The sequence below is a fragment of the Rheinheimera sediminis genome (assembly GCF_004005375.1).
Taxonomy (GTDB): Bacteria; Pseudomonadota; Gammaproteobacteria; order Enterobacterales; family Alteromonadaceae; genus Pararheinheimera.
This window is the reverse complement of sequence record NZ_RZUF01000009.1, coordinates 77,349-95,829: the sequence shown is the minus strand read 5'-3', so window position 1 is coordinate 95,829 and position 18,481 is coordinate 77,349. Positions and strand designations below refer to the sequence as shown.

At 46.9% G+C, this 18,481-nt stretch carries 16 protein-coding genes and 1 tRNA gene; 8 read left to right on the top strand and 9 right to left on the bottom strand.

Annotated elements, in window-relative coordinates; translation table 11 throughout:
* Nucleotides 1–114: 114 nt before the first annotated feature.
* Both EMM73_RS07690 and EMM73_RS07685 read right to left on the bottom strand, forming a co-directional pair.
* The gene (locus EMM73_RS07690) at nt 115–654 is read right to left on the bottom strand and encodes a DUF1285 domain-containing protein (protein WP_127685865.1); all 540 of its coding nucleotides are present in this window, start codon (nt 652–654) and stop codon (nt 115–117) included.
* A 116-nt stretch (nt 655–770) separates the two neighbouring features.
* Nucleotides 771–846, bottom strand: a tRNA-His gene (locus EMM73_RS07685).
* Between the two features lie 168 nt (nt 847–1,014).
* Here EMM73_RS07685 and EMM73_RS07680 point away from each other — a divergent pair.
* The gene (locus EMM73_RS07680; protein ID WP_127685864.1) at nt 1,015–1,833 is read left to right on the top strand and encodes a mechanosensitive ion channel family protein; all 819 of its coding nucleotides are present in this window, start codon (nt 1,015–1,017) and stop codon (nt 1,831–1,833) included.
* Nucleotides 1,834–1,836: 3 nt separating this feature from the next.
* Nucleotides 1,837–2,607, top strand: a complete 771-nt coding sequence (locus tag EMM73_RS07675) for a DUF481 domain-containing protein (RefSeq protein WP_127685863.1) — start codon at nt 1,837–1,839, stop codon at nt 2,605–2,607.
* Nucleotides 2,608–3,444: 837 nt separating this feature from the next.
* Here EMM73_RS07675 and EMM73_RS07670 read toward each other — a convergent pair.
* The 6 genes from EMM73_RS07670 to EMM73_RS07645 all read right to left on the bottom strand — a co-directional run bounded on the left by EMM73_RS07670 (nt 3,445) and on the right by EMM73_RS07645 (nt 11,641).
* Nucleotides 3,445–4,041, bottom strand: a complete 597-nt coding sequence (locus EMM73_RS07670) for a response regulator transcription factor (protein WP_127685862.1) — start codon at nt 4,039–4,041, stop codon at nt 3,445–3,447.
* On the bottom strand, nt 4,041–5,096 hold the full coding sequence (locus EMM73_RS07665) for a sensor histidine kinase (RefSeq protein ID WP_127685861.1): 1,056 nt from the start codon (nt 5,094–5,096) through the stop codon (nt 4,041–4,043). The genes EMM73_RS07670 and EMM73_RS07665 overlap by 1 nt, the downstream gene beginning before the upstream one ends.
* Before the next feature lie 55 nt (nt 5,097–5,151).
* Nucleotides 5,152–5,844, bottom strand: a complete 693-nt coding sequence (locus EMM73_RS07660; RefSeq protein ID WP_127685860.1) for a tetratricopeptide repeat protein — start codon at nt 5,842–5,844, stop codon at nt 5,152–5,154.
* A 120-nt stretch (nt 5,845–5,964) separates the two neighbouring features.
* Nucleotides 5,965–9,324 carry an AAA family ATPase gene (locus EMM73_RS07655; RefSeq protein WP_127685859.1) on the bottom strand — a complete coding sequence of 1,120 codons (3,360 nt, stop codon included), beginning with the start codon at nt 9,322–9,324 and terminating at the stop codon, nt 5,965–5,967.
* On the bottom strand, nt 9,321–10,553 hold the full coding sequence (sbcD, locus tag EMM73_RS07650; protein WP_127685858.1) for an exonuclease subunit SbcD: 1,233 nt from the start codon (nt 10,551–10,553) through the stop codon (nt 9,321–9,323). Before sbcD ends, EMM73_RS07655 begins: the two co-directional genes overlap by 4 nt.
* A gap of 86 nt (nt 10,554–10,639) precedes the next feature.
* Entirely contained in the window at nt 10,640–11,641 is a 1,002-nt protein-coding gene (locus EMM73_RS07645; protein WP_127685857.1) for a M20/M25/M40 family metallo-hydrolase, read from the bottom strand.
* A gap of 156 nt (nt 11,642–11,797) precedes the next feature.
* Between EMM73_RS07645 and rhtA the strand changes: the two genes are divergently transcribed.
* The 6 genes from rhtA (at nt 11,798) to EMM73_RS07615 (ending at nt 17,647) form a co-directional block, all read left to right on the top strand.
* On the top strand, nt 11,798–12,673 hold the full coding sequence (gene rhtA, locus EMM73_RS07640) for a threonine/homoserine exporter RhtA (RefSeq protein WP_127685856.1): 876 nt from the start codon (nt 11,798–11,800) through the stop codon (nt 12,671–12,673).
* Between the two features lie 121 nt (nt 12,674–12,794).
* Complete coding sequence (locus tag EMM73_RS07635) at nt 12,795–13,361, top strand: hypothetical protein (protein WP_127685855.1); 567 nt, start codon at nt 12,795–12,797, stop codon at nt 13,359–13,361.
* Between the two features lie 212 nt (nt 13,362–13,573).
* Entirely contained in the window at nt 13,574–14,320 is a 747-nt protein-coding gene (locus EMM73_RS07630; RefSeq protein ID WP_127685854.1) for a hypothetical protein, read from the top strand.
* A 276-nt stretch (nt 14,321–14,596) separates the two neighbouring features.
* The gene (locus tag EMM73_RS07625; RefSeq protein ID WP_127685853.1) at nt 14,597–15,427 is read left to right on the top strand and encodes a hypothetical protein; all 831 of its coding nucleotides are present in this window, start codon (nt 14,597–14,599) and stop codon (nt 15,425–15,427) included.
* A gap of 166 nt (nt 15,428–15,593) precedes the next feature.
* Nucleotides 15,594–17,246, top strand: a complete 1,653-nt coding sequence (locus EMM73_RS07620) for a S41 family peptidase (RefSeq protein WP_127685852.1) — start codon at nt 15,594–15,596, stop codon at nt 17,244–17,246.
* Nucleotides 17,243–17,647 carry a hypothetical protein gene (locus EMM73_RS07615; protein ID WP_127685851.1) on the top strand — a complete coding sequence of 135 codons (405 nt, stop codon included), beginning with the start codon at nt 17,243–17,245 and terminating at the stop codon, nt 17,645–17,647. The genes EMM73_RS07620 and EMM73_RS07615 overlap by 4 nt, the downstream gene beginning before the upstream one ends.
* Before the next feature lie 356 nt (nt 17,648–18,003).
* Here the strand turns inward: EMM73_RS07615 and EMM73_RS07605 are convergent, their stop codons facing one another.
* Nucleotides 18,004–18,411 carry a glutaredoxin family protein gene (locus tag EMM73_RS07605; RefSeq protein WP_127685849.1) on the bottom strand — a complete coding sequence of 136 codons (408 nt, stop codon included), beginning with the start codon at nt 18,409–18,411 and terminating at the stop codon, nt 18,004–18,006.
* Nucleotides 18,412–18,481: the final 70 nt, after the last annotated feature.

Here is an 18,481-nt window from a genome sequence, read left to right as displayed (position 1 = left end):
TGGATAAACACAGCTTTTTCCAGCTGCTGTGCAACGACTATGAAACAGGAATGCCAAAGCAGCAAGCGCAGAAAAATTGAATGCGATACAGAGCCTTAGATCCGGGATTAACGGTTAATCCAGAGTTCCGAGCTCAAAACTCATGCCAGCAGAATCAATCTGTAGTTTAGTGTTTCCTTCTACCTGGACAGGCAAAGCCAAATCAACCAATTGATAATAAGCCGCTCTGCTGAATTTCGCTGTTAAACCTCGCCACAACTGCAGATAAGGCAAACACTGGCCATCGGGCTGAGCCTGCAAAAATAACGGATATTCAGCGGTAATTAATACTTGTTCGCCTAAATTAGTGGTCGCAATAAGGACAGGTGTATCACCAGTTTGCAGCTCTATAGCCACAATAACAAAAGCAGCATCTTCCACCTGAATACGGACTTTTTCAACCGGAGTCAGCAGGAAATACTCTTGTTGTTGTCGGGTGAGCACAGAAGCAAAAAGTTGAATTAGTTCTGGTCGCAAGATTTTAGAATCCAGATAGAACCAAAAACCCTGTCGATCGATACGAATGGGGATATCACCGCAAAAAGCTGGATCCCAAAGTTCAACAGGGGCTAAATGAGGCTGCTGTAAAGACAACTGCAGTTGTTTCAAATCCATAATGTTGCAACTAACAAAAGAAAGACATACAGAGCATAACAATAGAATGACTGCAGAGGAAATCAGGTGACTAACGAAGCTCGAACCCAAAGTTGGGTTTGGGTCTATTGGAAAATTGGGGTGACTGATGGGGCTCGAACCCACGACAACCGGAATCACAATCCGGGACTCTACCAACTGAGCTACAGTCACCACAAGCGGCGCGCATTCTAGCGAAATTCCTTGTTGAAGCAAAGCTATTTTTGTACAACAAGGCGCAAAGCCGCGTTTTGCTTGGGCTAAGCATACTGGGTATGTTAGGGTATTGCGGTCAGAGCACCTGACATGCACTGCAGCAGCGGAACGAAAATGGAGACAGAAATGCAACAGTTCCTGGAATTTTTAGAGAAAAATCAGCAATTGATTTTAAGTTATAGCGTCAAGGTACTGGTCGCTTTAGTCATTTTATATCTGGGTCGCTGGTTGTCGAAAAGTCTGACCCGCATGCTGGAGAAAGCCTTAATCCACCGCAAAGTGGACAGAGCCGTAGTGTCTTTTTTAAGTGGCATTATTCAGGCGGCCATTATGGTAGCGACTATTCTGATAGCCCTATCACAAGTGGGTATTCAGACGGCTTCCTTTATCGCTATCTTAGGTGCTGCCGGTTTAGCTATAGCATTGGCTTTACAAGGTTCATTATCGAACTTTGCATCAGGTGTACTTATTATTTTATTCCGCCCTTTCCGCTCTGGTGACTTTGTCGATGCAGCAGGTGTATCAGGTGTAGTGGAAAAAATTGAAATTTTCCAGACTGTACTTAAAAGTGCAGACAACAAACGCATTATTGTGCCCAACTCGCAAATTACCGGCTCTGCCATTATCAATTATTCTGCTGAAAAAACCCGCAGAGTGGATTTAATTGTTGGCATCAGTTACGACTCAGATCTGAAAAAGGCCAAAGAACTACTGGAACAAATGCTGAAAGCAGACAGTCGTATTCTCGCTGAGCCAGCCCCAGTCATTGCTGTTGGCGCTTTAGCCGACAGTTCAGTCAATATTTTAATACGTCCATGGGTAAATGCAGCCGATTACTGGCCTGTGTACTGGGACTCTCTGGAAAAAATCAAGCTGACCTTTGATGAACATCAGATTGTAATCCCCTTTCCACAAATGGACTTGCACCTCAAAAAGGAAAAATAAGGTATGAAAAAAACTCTCTGCTCCCTATCAGCTCTGAGCAGTCTGTTCGTTTTAAGCGGCCTTTTGACAGTACAGGCGGAAGAAAGCTCGTCCAATACGGCCAAATTAGGCTGGAGTACAACAGCGGAACTTGGCGCTATTACAACCTCTGGTAACACCAAAGGTACTTCTATCACAGGGAAAGTAGACGCCAAACAAGAATTGGAACACTGGTCGAATGACTATACCTTCAGCGCCTTTTTTAAGCGTGATGAAACGGAAACTAACGACGGTCAAACGCTGGTGGAAACCTCAGCTGAAAAATATGCAGCTTCTGCCAAAGGTGGTTATAAGCTGGATAAAGAATCTGCCCGATTATTTGTCTATGGCTTACATGTGAGCGATCGTTTTGGTGCTTACACCGAATACACTACAGTGGCTATAGGTTATGGCGATGAACTATTTAAAACCGAAACTATGTCGCTGGAAGGTGAAGTAGGTCCTGGTTATTACAGGGGCGAAACGGACCTGGAGGAAACTGAAAACGGTGTGATAGTGCGTGGAGCGGCAACTTATCGCTGGCAAATCAGTGAATCTGCCCGTTTTAAGCAAACTGTCAGCCTGGAGTACGGTGAAGACAACAGACGTTCTATTGCTGAGTCTTCGCTGACCGCAAAAATTAACGGCCGGATGCAAATGAAAGCCGCTTTTTTAGTACAAAACGACTCGAATGTACCAGTAGGTAAAAAGAAAACCGATACCCAAACCTCTTTAACTTTTGTGTATTCGTTTTAATTAGCCTGTTTTAATACTGCGGGGCGCGGTTTAGCCGCGCCCGCCACCAACAACGCTGCGGCATCAAGTACGACGAAGACTTAGCCTAAGTAATTGTTGTTGCAGCTAGGCGGCAAACGAATGAGACCCCATGAGCATAGTTTACCTATGTGATTGGGGCGAGAGAGTGCTGCCAACAACGCTGCGGCATCAAGTACGACGAAGACTTAGCCTAAGTAATTGTTGTTGCAGCTAGGCGGCAAACGAATGAGACCCCATGAGCATAGTTTACCTATGTGATTGGGGCGAGAGAGTGCTGCCAACAACGCTGCGGCATCAAGTACGACGAAGACTTAGCCTAAGTAATTGTTGTTGCAGCTAGGCGGCAAACGAATGAGACCCCATGAGCATAGTTTACCTATGTGATTGGGGCGAGAGAGTGCTGCCAACAACGCTGCGGCATCAAGTACGACGAAGACTTAGCCTAAGTAATTGTTGTTGCAGCTAGGCGGCAAACGAATGAGACCCCATGAGCATAGTTTACCTATGTGATTGGGGCGAGAGAGTGCTGCCAACAACGCTGCGGCATCAAGTACGACGAAGACTTAGCCTAAGTAATTGTTGTTGCAGCTAGGCGGCAAACGAATGAGACCCCATGAGCATAGTTTACCTATGTGATTGGGGCGAGAGAGTGCTGCCAACAACGCTGCGGCATCAAGTACGACGAAGACTTAGCCTAAGTAATTGTTGTTGCAGCTAGGCGGCAAACGAATGAGACCCCATGAGCATAGTTTACCTATGTGATTGGGGCGAGAGAGTGCTGCCAACAACGCTGCGGCATCAAGTACGACGGCTAAGTTATAGCCAGCCTTTTTGTCTGGCTATTCTGGCTGCATCAACCCTGTTTACCGCATTTAGTTTACTGATGGCTTCCGACAAATAATTCCGGGCTGTACCTTCTGCAATATAAAGTGCGGCTGCAATATCGGCTGTGCTTTTTCCTTCGGACGCTAATCGTAAAGCCCTGCGCTCCTTATCACTTAAAGGGTCGTGCTCACCCAAAGCCGATAACGCCAGTTCAGCATCTATCACTCTTTTACCAGCCATCACCTGATAAATTGCCTGTAACAGTTGTTCAGAAGGTGCGTCTTTGAGTAAAAAGCCCTGTACCCCGGCGGCGATAGCACGTTGAATATAGCCAGCCCGACCAAAAGTAGTGATCACTATCACTTTGATTTTACTGTGTTGCTGTTGCAGATGAAGTGCTAATTCCAAGCCGCTACGACCCGGCATTTCAATGTCGGTTAATAAGAGATCGAAGTCTTGCTGTTTCAGCAAAGCCAAAGCCTGGTCGCCATCAGCCGCCTGAGTGATCTGAAATTCTGCATTCAGGCCTAATAAAGCCGCTAAAGCACCACGCACCATGGCTTGATCTTCTGCCAGTAAAATACGCATCAGGACTCCTTCGGCAAAGTAAAACTAAAACTACTGGGCGAAAGTTGCCATTCCAGCTCAGTGTTCAATGCAGCTAAACGCTCCTGAATACCTGTCAGGCCATTGCCCTGTTTCAGCTCACTGAGTTTACCATTGTCCGATACCATCACCTGGTGCCCATGCGCAGTCTCATTAAAATGAATTTGCACCTGATCGCCATGACTATGTTTTAGCACATTAGTTACCAGTTCAGTCAGGATCAAAACAACGGCAGTTTCTTCGCGGGCGGAAAGAGTTGGCACTTCCCCACGAACATCTACAGCAAAACCCGCATCACGTAGTTTGCCGCTTAACAGCTGTACTTCACCAACCAAGCCCTTGTGTTTGTAGCCAGACACAGTCTGTCGTACCTGGCTTAAACTTTCACGGGCTATCTGCGCCAGTTCTTTCAGATGCTGAGCAGCTAACTCATACTGCTGTTGTTGCATCAACTTATCGGCAAGGTCAGCTTTGAGCACTATACCGGATAAACTGTGCCCCATAATATCGTGTAAATCCCGCGCTATACGCTCTCGTTCTACCATAGTCGCCAGCTGTTTAATTTCTTCGGCACTACGCTGCTCTTTCAGCATAGTTAAGCGTCGGACCCGATCGAGCACTCCGAGCACACCTATCGCCATAACCAGAGCTGAACCATACAACAGGAAGTAAGGTGCACCTTTGATAAAGAAGTGGTCCAGCAGCACCAGTAAGGCGATCAGTGCCGCAATTCCTGCTAAAAACTGACGGAAGTTATAAACAAAGCCGATAAAAAAACTGACATAAGCAAACATCGAAATAGAGCCGTAATTCAACGGCGTAATGCAGCTTGCAATCAGAGCCATCAGCAGTATAGGCAACAACATCTGAGTGATATCACTGCGGCCAATCCAGTAGTAACATCCCAAAAATGCCACTAAAGCTAACATCATCCACAAATAGTCGATCAGGCTGTAGTCTATGTAAAAAAACGGCGCTATATAAAACACCAGATTAACCAAATACACCCAGGACAGACGTTTTTCCAGCTCTAACATCACCTACTTCCTCAGCCGCAACAGGGGCTCTAAAGAGCCCCAAGCCATAAAGTTATTAACGATTTTGACTATAGTTTTGTTGTTGAGACAACAGAAACTTAGCCCAGCCATAGGAAGGGTCAACCTCTGCCGCTTTGGTCCAGTCTGCAATGGCTCCAGCCTTATCACCCAGTTCCTGCTTGGCTAAACCACGCCAGGTATAAGCTTCTGCGTGCCCCCAGCAAATCTGCTGACAGGGCTGCGCATACAATTCAATGGCTTTACTGCTCAGGTCAATCGCACTTTGTTTACTGCCACCAAAAACTGCAGGCGTATTGTAAGCTATGATAGCTTTCACTAATGTCACCCTTGGGTTGGCAGGTTCCAGCTCAGAGGCTTGTGCCATGGCTTTATTGGATTTAGCACCATACAGCGCTCCCTTGACCGGGTTATTGCCAATCTGCATACCATAAACGCTAGACAGTAGGGCCAGACTATCGGCTTGAGGCTGTTCTGCAGTCAACTGCTCTAGCGTGGACTGCGCTAGGTCCAGAGCTTCCTCAGCCTGATCTTTTTGGCCTGTAATGCCCGCCATAATAGACAAACGATAGTTGGCATAAGCATTGTTGTAATCTGCCGTTTGTTCGGCAGCGTAACTGGACAGCTGCTTCAAATCCATGGCATTGGTCGCTGCATCAATTTGTTCAATAGTAGCGGCCTGAGCCAGGCTAAAAGTTAAAGTGCTTAAAGCTATGAGTAAAGTTTTCATCTTGATAGTCCTTTTGCTGTTTCACCTTATTGGTGTGAAGCCAGTATCGGAAAATCCATAGAAAAACATCAGACACAAAAGTCATGACTTGAGCATGACTTTTGTCATCAATAAACAGCGCTAATAGCTCAGACTGCTGTACCCCAAACCCTGCTGTTTTTGCAGCTTAATTTGCACCGGAATACGCTCTTTTAACGCTTCCACATGGCTGATAATACCAATCATCTTGCCGCTGGCATTGAGTTGATCTAAAGCGGCTAACGCGGTTTCCAGCGTATCCGGATCCAAAGTGCCAAAACCTTCATCCAAAAACAAAGATTCGATGCGGGTTTTATGGCTGACTAAATCCGACAAAGCTAAGGCCAAGGCCAGACTGACCAGGAAGCTTTCGCCACCAGATAAGGTCTTCGTATCTCTGGCGGTATCGGCCTGCCAGCTATCGAGCACCTGCAGCTCCAGCTCGGCATCAGCTTTTCGCGCCAGTTGATAACGGCTGTGCAGTTTATCTAACTGCTGATTGGCCAGTCCCACCAGCTGCAACAAAGTTAAACCCTGAGCAAAACGACGGAATTTAGCACCATCGGCTGAGCCTATTAAGCTGTTGAATTTATGCCATTGCTGCACCAGTTGTTGCTGTTGTTCAATCTGGCTGTATAGCTCTTGTTGTTGCTGTTGATGCTGCTGATCGCTTTGCAGTTGCTGCCGGCATTGGCCTGCCTGCTCCAGCGCACTAAATAACTGCTGCTCCAGCTCTGTGCTTTGCTGTTGTAATTGCTCCAGACTTTGTTCTGTCAGTTGTTGCTTTGCCAGAGCTTCGGATTGTAGCTGCGCTTGCTCTAACTGACTTTGACAACGGATTTTTTCGCTCGCCAGCTTGTCTTTTAACTCTGTCAGTTGCTGCACTTGTTCTTCAGTCAATAACATGGCTAAAAAGCTGGTTTCGCTGCCAAATTGCTGTTGTTCAAGTTGTTTTTGCCATTCTTGCTGCAAGGAGCTTAACTTCAATTGCAGTTGCCGTAGCTGAGTTTCACTTTGTTGCTGCTGTCCGGTTTTTTGCTGCAGTTCATTGCTTAGTACACTGAGCCGTTGCAACACAAGCTCAAGTTCTTGCTGTGGTGTTGCACTCTGACTGGCCGATAGGTGCGCTACATCTGCTTGTTGCAATTTATCTAACCAGCTTTGGTACTGCTGCTCAGCCTGTTGCTGCTGCATCAGCGCTTTATCCAGTCGCTGACTCTGTCGTTGCAACTCTTGTTGCCACTGCTGCCATTGCTGCGCTTGCTCTGCCCACTGCTGCCAGATCTGTTGTTGTTGCTCTGAAGCTGGCAGAGCAAAACCAAAAGGTTGTAACTCTTGCTGCCACTGCTGTTCCAGTTGCTGTAACTGCTGCTGGTTTTGCCGCAGCGCTGCAGTGAACTGCTGTTGTTGCTGTTGTTGCTGCGTCAATTGTTGCAGCAGCAGTTGCTGCTGATGCGCCAGTTCATGCTGCTGCTGTTGCCAGAGTTGACGTTGCAGCAGTTGTTGCTCTATCTGCAGCTGTTGCTCCAGTCCCTGTTGAGCCTGCTGCTGGAACTGCTGCAACAAGGCTTTTTTTAAGCTGGCCTGCTGTAATTGCTGCTGCTCTGCCTCCGGCAGGTTGTGCAATAAGTCAGTCCATTGTTCACTTTGCTGCTTAATATCTGCGGCCAGCTGTTCCAACTGATAGTGCCGGGCTTTTTGTTGCTCTTCCAGTTGTAGTTGCTGCTCACGTAAGGCTTTGCCCTGCTCTTCGACTTGTTTCAGTTCAGTTGTTAAGGCCGCCAGTTCTGTTTCAGTCTGGCTTAAATCCAGTGCCTGATAACTGCTAATAGCTGGATGTGTGGTGCTGCCACACAGTGGGCATTCGTCGCCTGGTTGCAACTTGGCTCTGTGACTACTGAGCTCTGCAATCAGTTGCTCTTGCTGTACCAGTTTTTGTTTATCAGCCACTCTGTCGCTATACAACCTGAACTGCTCACGTAAAGCCGCTACTTGGTGCTGCAACTGTTGGCTGTCGCTTTGTTTTTGTTGCAGTTCCTGCTGTTCTTTTTGCTGTTGTTGCTGCTTTTGTTGTAACCCGGCGGCAACCCTCAGCAATAACGGATAAGTGTGCAGCTGATTTTTGCGATCTTGTATTTGCTGTTGCAACGCAGGCAGTTCAATAGCGAAAGCCGGAGTGCTCTGTTGCAATTGAACATCCAGTTGCTGTAATTCGACGCTGATTTGCTGCAACTGCTGATCTACTTGCTGAGTGTCAGCCTGAGCAAGCTGTTTTCGCAGGACTTTTTGTTGCTCTAACCCCTGCTGACGTTGCTGCAATAAAGGTTTCCAGCCTGCGACTGCTGCTGCCAGATCTGCACCCCGAGGTTGCTGTGCCAGTTGCGCTGTTAAACTCTGACCCTGTTGCTGCAGTTGCTGAACCTGTTGCTGCACCTGCTGTTGCATTTGCAAGGCTAAGCCTTGACCTTGCTGCAATCGCAGCTGATGCTGATCCTTTAAGTCATGCAACTGACGGCACTGAAGTTGCTGCTGTTCTTGTGTTTCAGTCACAGCCGAACGTTGCTGCTGCAGCTCTTTGTACAATGGCAACAACACTGCGGCTTTTTGATAACGTTGCAATTTGACCAAAGCGCTTTGTTGCATGGCCTGCTCTTGCTCAAATTGCTGCTGCTTCAGCTCTGCTTGTTGCAGCTGCACCGCAGCCTGCTGTTGCTGCTGACGCCAGGCTAATAACGGCGCTTGTTGCTGCTGTTTTGTTTTCAGTTGCTGCTGTTGCTGTTCCAAATCAGCTAACTGCTGCTGTAACAGCTGGCGTTGCTCTAAATCCAGCAAGACTACACCTGAGGCTTTGGCTTGTAATAATTCCAACGCCGTTTTGTGCTGGCGGTTTTGCTCATACACCTGCATCGAAATCTGGCCATAAATTTCAGTGCCCGTCAGCTCTTCCAATAGTTCAGCCCGCTCGTTAGCAGGCGCATTTAAAAAGGCAGCAAAACCACCCTGAGCCAACAGCATCGACTTGGTGAAACGACCAAAATCTAAACCTGTGATCTGCTCAGTCAGCTTTAGCTTTTCATTACTTTTGTCTGCCAATATTTCGCCATCTGCTTTGGCCAGTTCAACTTTGGCAGCCTGCAAATTGCCATCCACTGCACCACGGGAACGGCGTTGACTCCAGAAAGCGCGGTAACGCTGGTCGCGCACCTGAAACTCTACTTCGGCCAGGCATTCACTGGTATGACGGGTCATCAGCTCGTTGCTGCTTTGCGACAAGAGTTTTAAGCGCGGCGTCTGATGGTACAAAGCTAAACAAATAGCATCCAAAATAGTGCTTTTGCCTGCACCAGTAGGGCCTGTAATAGCAAAAAGGTTACTTTGATCAAAAGGCGGCTGAGTGAAATCAATTTTCCACTCACCTTTTAGTGAATTTAAGTTTTGCAGCCGCACCGATAGAATTTTCATGGCTGCACCTGCGGTTCTGGTTGCTGCAACTGTGTCAGAACCTGCTGCAACATCTGCTGAAATTCTGCTTGTTCGCTGTCGGTGAGCTCTTCAGTGGCAAGCCGTCGCTGCAATACCAGATCCGGTGTCATTTCATGCAACGACTCTTGCTGATCAGCCTGCAAAACACCAATAGCGGTCTGGCGTGCCCGACGTAGTTTTAGCAGTTCTACGGGTAACGCCTCGAGATGCTGTTGCACCTGGCTTTGCAAATCACTCAGATAACCGTCGCTGCCCGTCAATACCAGCTCCAGCCAGAGTTTTTGTCCGGGTTGTAGCATCGCCAGTGGTTGCTGCAATAAAGTATGGAGTTCAGTTAAGCTGCATTTCAGGCTCAAAAGCGGCTGGAAACAAGGAATGGGTAGCAGCTCAATCTTGGCTTCAAGGCTGCTGAAATCCAGCAAGACCATGGATTTTTGCTGTTTTGCTTCATCAAAACTCAAAGGAATAGGCGAGCCGCTGTAACGGATATGCGCTTTGCCTGCAACCAACTGAGGCTGATGGATATGGCCCAAAGCTATATAGTCAAAATCCGGAAAAACGCTGGCCGGGAAGGCCTCCAAAGAGCCTATATAAATTTCCCGTACCGACTCACTGCTGCTGGCACCTACTGTCGTCAGGTGCCCTGTTGCTAACAAGGGCAACTCCAGCCCAAGTTCGGCTTTCAGCGCCTGAGCTTTAGCGAAACACTGCTGATAACAGTCGGCTATGGCTTGCTGCAATTGCTGCTGTTTATCACTGGCCTGCTGACCACTGTGGCTTTGCAGTAAATCGCGGGAACGCAAAAAAGGCAAAGCCGCCAGAATAGCACCTGGTTCGCCTGCTTTGTTATTCAGTACCAGAAGATGAGATTCTGCAGCACCCAGCCAGCCTGGTACCACTTGGGTATGCAAACAAGCCAGTAATTCTTTGCCTTCCTGCAGTACAGCGACTGAATCGTGATTGCCACCCAGCATGACCAACTGACAACCTGTGGGTTGTAAATCAACAATCAGTTGATGATACAACTCACGGGCATAACTGGCGGGAGTAGTGGTATCAAAAATATCGCCCGCTACAATCAATGCATCCACCTGATGCAATTCAATCTGTTGCTTTAGCCAGCCAAACAAAGCTTTGTGCTCGTCTGCTCGGCTTTTGCCAATAAAATGCTGGCCTAAATGCCAGTCGGAGCTATGGAGAATACGCATAAAAAACTTGGATACGCTGCGCTATGCCGGAATAAGGCCAGCATAGCACAGGGCTACCACTTTCATAAGTTGCTCAGAAGCTGGTATCAACGGGCGTCAAATACCAGCACTGCATCCAGCACTGTTTCACTGACTTCACGATAAAACGCCTGATCGACATTTTCTATTGTATCTGTGGGCTGATGATAATGCGCATGATCCGGCACGCCAAAATACACAAAAGGCACCTGTCGTTTATGGAATTCTCTATGGTCTGAACTTAAGGTCCAATCCTGATGAGTGCCGACCCGCCATGCAGGTCTGTCATAGCCCAATAACAAGCGCACAGAGCTTTGTTGCTGCAGTTGCAGCAGAGGTTGTTCCAGCTCTGGATAATGATAAGAGCCAACCGCTATGAGTTGCTTATTGGTATCGTGACTGAGCATATCCATATTGATATTCAGCTTGATTTGTTCCGGCTTCAGCAGCTCTTGCTCAAACAACATTCGGGCGCCCCACATGCCGGTTTCTTCATTATCCAAAGCGGCAAACAACAAAGTATGGCGAGGCGGATGCTGTTTAAAATAACGCGCTATGGCCAGCAAAGCTGCCACACCTGAAGCATTATCATCAGCGCCGAAGTAAATCTTGCCCTGATGTAAACCTAAATGATCATAATGCGCTGTCAGCACCAGCAAAGGTAAGCTGGGATCCGAGCCTTCAATCCGGCCCAATACATTAGCAGAACCTTTCATTAGCTGGGCTTTACCTGAGGTCGGCTGATAAGGCTGTAAATAACCTTCTGTACCAGCTGCGACCAAACCAATAGCAGTGAACTGAGTCACCAGCCATTGCTGGGCTTTTAAGCCGCCCGGTTGACCTGTTCCACGACCCGCCAGCTCATCAGAAGCCAGGTAAGTTAAATCAGCCATTTGTTGCTGAAAATCCAGCCGTTCTGGCATAGCACTGACCTTAGATAAGGGCTGAGACTGCAAACGCTTTTGCTCCAATTGATTCAGCTGTTCCAGTAAATAAGGATGAAAAGCATAACCAAGGCCTGCAACAATCAAGACCAACCAAAGCCAAAGTGGAATACGGAGTAACTTCATAAAAATCCTGACAAGCGGTTTGAGGTAATGCAGCAGACTATCGCAAACTGCATAAGCTCACCAGATAAAGGCCGCGAAAGATCTGATATTTCCTGTCGCTCGCCACTGAACTTGAATGGTAAAATGCGTTTTCTTTAGTCCTGTTGTGAGAATCTTATGCCACAAAGCCGTAACGCCACGTTTTGGTGGGCCATTGCCTCTGTGTTGGTTGCTATGGTGGTGATCCAATCTGGCGCTTCGTTAGCCAAAACTTTATTTCCCATTATTGGGCCTGAGGGCACAACAGCATTACGGGTTGGTTTTGCGGCTTTGATTTTATCTTTAGTGTTTCAACCCTGGAAAAAATGGCCCGCCAAACAGGACCAAAAAGCCTTATGGTTTTACGGTATCAGCTTAGGCGGCATGAACCTGATGTTTTATCTGGCGATTGAACGTATTCCTTTGGGTATAGCTGTAGCGCTGGAATTCACAGGTCCTTTGGCCGTTGCTTTGTTATCCTCCAAACGTAAGCTGGATTTACTCTGGGTAGCGCTGGCGATGGCGGGTATTGCTCTATTATTGCCATGGCAAACTGAAGCCACAGCACTAGACCCTGTGGGTGTCGCTTTGGCATTAGGAGCAGGAGCCTGCTGGGCTGGTTATATTATCTTTGGCCAAAGAACGGGCAGTGCTGTACATGGTGGTACAGCTGTGGCCCTGGGTATGGCTGTGGCCGCGTTGTTTTTGTTTCCTATAGGTTTAGTCTCAGCGGGCAGCACTTTATTCAGCTGGACTGTTATTCCTTTTGCTTTTGCGGTTGCACTCTTATCCAGTGCCATTCCTTATAGCCTCGAGATGGTCGCGTTAAAACGTTTACCCGCTCAGAGCTTCAGTATTCTGATGAGCCTGGAACCTGCTATAGCGGCTTTGGCAGGCTTAATAATTTTGACCGAACAATTAAGCCTGTTGCAGTGGTTGGCTATTTTTTCTGTTATCGCAGCGTCTTTAGGTAGTAGCCTTACCGCGAGAAAAAGCCAGTCGCCTAAGCAGTGACCTAACAAGGCATTGAGTCCTCTGCTGAAATAATGGCAGTCTTAAGCTATTGCAGCCACAACCAAGACAGGTATAGGCTGAACTTCTGATTTGATGCAAGCTAGGAGCAGGTGGGCTATTGATGCTTAAATATCTGATGATTCCTTGCTGTACTTGTATCTTGACATGGCCCTGCCTGGCGCTACAACAATTTATCTGGCTGACCGACAGCTCTGCGCATCAACAACCACAACAGTACCGTCAGGCACTGGATTTTAATGCTCTAACTTTAGATTTCCTGATGAAAGACAGCCCAAACTTTCAGGCTGTCCCACTGCAAACTACGACAGAACGCGCCATTGCCATTGGTGGTGGTCGTTCTTATGGCGAACAACTGGATTCGTTGCTACAACAGCCACATTGGCAGCACAAATTCTGGCAACGCCGTTCGGAGGAAATTTCTGCAGGCCTGATTGATATGCTGTTACAAGACAGAGTCGATCTATTAATTGAGTACCCTAACGTAATGCAGCACTATCTGGAGCATTACAACAATAGTGGTGACATAACCAGTTTTAACATAAAGGAAGCCGAACCCTATATGTTGGGTTACATTTTGTGCGCTAAAACACCTCAAGGAAAGCGACTAACTGAGTTTTTTCAACACCGTTTGCAACAAGTCAGTCAAGATAAACGCTATTTAGCCTGAACTCGGGATAACGAGTGTCGACTTTTTTCGATTTAATGAATTAAATCAACGAAGTTAAATAATTACGTTAAGCAAACAAAGTCTTTGCTGACTGAATGCGCAGATTTTTAATGATCTCAAGGCGCTTTGTCTAGCCATAGCAAGCTATGGCTAGACAAAGTAACGCAGACAGACAGCGGCTAACAGAGTTATACAATCAGGTAGGAGGGCGAATGAAAAGAGTGCTGTTTTGGTTGTGTTTGCTCTGTACAAGAGCCTCAGATGCTGGCGAGATGCAGATCTACGGAGGCAAGCACTTTTCGGATATGGAACAACAAAAGCTCGAGCTGTGGTTAAATCAAAGCTATAACGCTACTCAAGCTTTACTTGGGCCTTTCCCTTTCATCACTGAAGTTTATCTTGCACGACGCATCGCCGATGAACCTGTACCTTGGGCCTACACCAGACGCATACAACAGCAACAAGTGTATTTTCAGGTCGATAGCAGCTTTGAACTTAGTGCCTTTGAGCAAGACTGGACAGCTGCCCATGAGTTTAGCCATGTGGCTTTGCCCCTGCTCGACAAAGAGGATTTATGGTTTGCCGAGGGTTTTGCCAGTTTTATGCAGTATCAGGTGTTACAGCAACAGCAGCAATTAGCCGGAACTCCCAACTTCTGGTATCAGCAAAAACTACAACCTTTACTCCCGCAACTACGGAGTTCAAAACTGGCTTTTGTAACTCAACTTAAGCTCTGGCTCGAACAACGAAATTACAAAGCGGCCTATTGGGGCAGCGCTTTGTTTTTTATGGAAGCCAACCAGCTACTACTCAAACAAGGCTTCAGTCTGGCGCAACTGATTCAAAGCTATCAACAGCAAAATAGATTACAAGATCAAAATCTTCAGCAGCTAATTGCTTCATTGGATGCACTGCTGGATACAGCGGTGTTTGCGCCCTTGTTGCTAAAATACCAGTAGCAATCCGCTCAGCAAATCTGGCAACAGCATCCAGCATATTTTGAGCTAACACCACCTAAATTGTTGTGATAAACGTTTTAAAATCGAAAGGGCTCAATAACGCTCTGTGTCAGGCGAACACACAAAGTAGGGTCGGATACAGGCTGGTTTAGTATAAAATCGTTACTGGTTGGACTTTTTTCACTTTTTCGATTTTTGACCATTGTGAAAGCCTGCACTCCTCAGTTAATTTAGAGACTTCAGATTTACAACGCACTTTATGCAGGTTTTATCACTATGCAGCCAGTTGAGGCACATAATCCGGACATAAGTCTTGCATCAGAACTGACAGAGCAGCAAAAGTTACAAGCACGTCAGCAGTGTTTTTATGGCTGCGTATTTTGTGGTTCTCCAGTGTTTCGCTACTACCAGTCGCCAAAGAGCCCGTCTGCTGTTTTGATTTGTGCTTTACACGCTAAACAACTGCACGGCACCTTCTTAAGCCCCAGTACTTTGCTCGAACGCATCAGCCAGCCATTCAATCAACAACGTGTCAATAAACCTGGTTTCAGTTTCGACCCTGAACGCAGAGTCCAGGTATCAGTTGGTATGAATACTGTGTATGCCGACTTTCTTCAAAGTGGTGGCGAGCAATATTGTATCTGGGTGAATGGACAGGAGTTATTTACGCTGCATTCTGAATCTGGCTGGTTGTGCTTTTCTTTTATGTTGTCCGATAACACTGGGGAAACAGTGATCCGGGTAGACAAAGGTGAACTTCAACTCAGCCCTGAACATTGGGAGTACAGCTATGAAGTCAACACCTTAAAAATACGAGATCAACAGCGAAAATTGCAGTTCACGGCTCAACTCTGTAACGATAGAGTATTGTTAACAAAAGGCCAGTTTATCGACAACTTCGGTGACGGCTTTGTGGTCGAAGGCAACAGAGTGATTGCCATGCTGGACGGGCAAAAGGGTGGGCACTATATGCATCGTATAGAACCCGGCCGCTACAAAGGGGGCTGGGCTTTGTTTAATAAAATCCGCCACCCTGATTTAGTGATGCCAGGAAATTTTGCCTTCGTTTGCGCGGCCAAACGCAAATCCTCAGGTACTGAACGCTAAGTTATACTTTGCGTATTATCTATACCTGAAGCCGTAAAAATAACTTTAATGCAACAAAAGTTACAATAAATGAAGTTTTTAATGCTACTTTCGGCTAAACTGCCAACCAATTTTTAAGCCATCTGGCCAGTCAAACACTGGCGACGCAGTAAAATGGAGAGACGCGATGCAACTGAACTTAAAAACAACTTTAGCCCTGATCTCTAGCCTGCTCCTGATCACAGCCTGCGGCGGAGGTAGCGGCAACAGTTCGGGTTCGGGCGGTTCTGGGGGTACTGGCGGCGGCACCCCAGCGGCTCCAAGCTGGACAGCAGGTCAGTTCCTTGACGAGTCTCAATTTAAGAATTTTTGTGTTGCCCCGCGCTCTGGCGCAGATCCATTTAATGGCGGTGTTTATCCGGATAAAGCTGGTACAGCCATGCATGAAAAGATGTGGTTGCGGTCCTGGAATAATAGAACCTATCTCTGGTACAAAGAAGTTGCTGATCTGGACCCAACCAGTTATGGCATTCCTGCTTATTTTAATCTGTTAAAAACAACAGCAGTTACAGACTCTGGTGTAGCCAAAGACCAGTTTCATTTTACCCAAAATACTGCGGATTACCTGCAACAATCTCAGTCAGGGGTTAGCTCAGGCTACGGCATTGAATGGTCTGTGGGTTCTACCCGAGTCCCCCGCTCTTTTGTGGTGGCCTACACTGAGCCCAATTCACCAGCAGCTTTGGCAGGTGTTAAAAGGGGTGACTTTCTGCTGGAAGTCAATGGTGTTAATTTTGTAAATGACAGCAGTAACTCAGGTGTAGATGCGATTAACGCTGCTCTGTTTCCTGCCAATTCAGGCGAGCAACACAGGTTTAAATTCCGCACTGTGGCAAACACTGAGGTCAGTTATCAACTTCGTTCTGCCGATGTAACTTCCAGTCCGGTGCAAAATGCCAAAGTAATAAACTCAGAGGCAGGTCCTGTAGGTTATTTTCAGTTTAATAGTTATATAGTACCGGCTCAGCAGCAATTAATTAACGCCGTTAAGTTATTCCGTGATGCCGCCATCTCTGAACTGGTAGTAGACCTGCGATACAACGGCGGAGGCTTGTTGGCGCTGGCAGGCCAACTGGGTTATATGGTGACTGGCCCTGACATTATTCAGAACAGATTTTTTGAACGTTTGCAGTTCAACGATAAGTATCCAAATACCAACCCTGTCACTGGCGCCAGTTTGAGCCCAACGCCTTTTTACAACCGTGAAATTAACTATGAATCAGGCACCTTAAGCAGCACAGTGTTGCCTAATCTGAATTTAAGTCGTATCTATGTTTTAACCACAGAAAACACCTGCTCAGCCAGTGAAGCTTTTATGAACGGCCTGCGGGGTATAGATGTTGAAGTGATCCAGATTGGCGGCAAAACCTGTGGTAAACCTTATGGTTTCTATCCAACAGATAACTGTGGCACAACCTATTTTACTATTCAGTTCAGTGGTATTAACTCCAAAGGTTTTGGTGACTATGCAGATGGTTTTAAACCCACCACAGCGCCAGTATTTGCTGCTGATGTCAAAGGCTGTGCGGCAGCGGACGATTTCTCTAAACAGCTCGGAGATCCAGCTGAGGGAATGCTGGAAACGGCTTTGCATTATATCGAAACGGACAGCTGCCTGACTTCAACAGGTTCGGGGATCAGTAGTGCTGTCGGCTCTTTGTCTGGAATAGGTGCAACTTTGTCTGGCTCCGCAGCAGCTTCTGGCCCTGCAGTGAGAAACCCAGCAGAAAAACCTTTAACTAACACTATTCGTGTACCGGTGAAGGACCAACAAGAGTGAACACATTGACATTGTTAAAGCACATTGCATTCAGTTGTCTATTGCTAGGGATCAGTGCCTGCCAGCAGGTTCAGGCAGTCGCCGAACCTGCTGTGCTGACGGAAACATCGCCAGAGCTGAAGCTGGAGTTACAACACCAGATCCAAAAAGCCATAGGTGGGCCCTTAGTACGGCTCGCCGATAATGCTTATTTGTTTGAAAGCCAAATTTGGATTGAATCCGTGGTACTAAAAGATGACAAAGGCCGCCCACTGGACGGCCGTCATATGAATTTAGCCAATCTCTTTGTGCTGCAAATTGACCAGGGGCAATGCCAGTTAAAGCACAATAAATCAGGCCAGGTTTTTGTGCTGACCAAAGCAAAATGCATGGCGGAGAAACAGCGGTTTCCTGAGCAATAGCTGGCAGGCCTGTTAAACCAGCACTGAGCCTGTCGACTCCTCTACCTCTGAGGACATCGCAGGCACTGCATAAAATGCAGATAACTCCCGCACTGTAGGATAACTCAGTTTTTTACTTGCCTCCGCTCTTGCAATAGTCACTCCCAGCAATAACCAAAGGCCGATAAACTGTCGTAGGAATAGGGCAGCCGACCTCAGTTTTAGCTTGACAGGCGATTCGGCGGACTTGCGGTTTCGCAACAACATACCGGCTTACTACAGCTTGCCATTTAACGTCATAACAGGAGCACACAAGAAATCTATAAGTGGGGCGATTTCAGACAAAAAATAGCGACTTGCTGAGAAATTTTTATGTCTCAGAGCAGAGAAATCAGGCCTTTCTCTGCCAGGATCTGCCTGGTCAGCTGCTGGTTGTATCCAACAAGTCTGGTATCGGCGATAAAAACCACTGGAACTACTTCTAGTTCAGCAGCTTTTAATATCGCAAACTGTTCTGGATCGGACTGCAGGCTGATGTCTTTATAGTCTAGCTTCAACTGCTGCAAATCATGTTTTAACGCTTTGCAATAAGCACAGTGTTCTGAGGTGTAAATCACTACTGGTGTTTTTGCGGACACGCCGAAATGGCTAAAGTCTCCAGTGACCATAAGCTCCACATCCTGGTTTCTGCTGAAGTAAGAATAGGCTGAAAAAGCTAATAACAAAACACAAAGCAGATAAGCGCCATAGTTACGAACCCAGGTACCAAAAAGAAAGCGGCTCATTGTTTAAGGTTTCCTATATGTTGGTTGAATTCTTCTTCCGACATTAACTGAAAAGTTCGTTCTCCCGGAC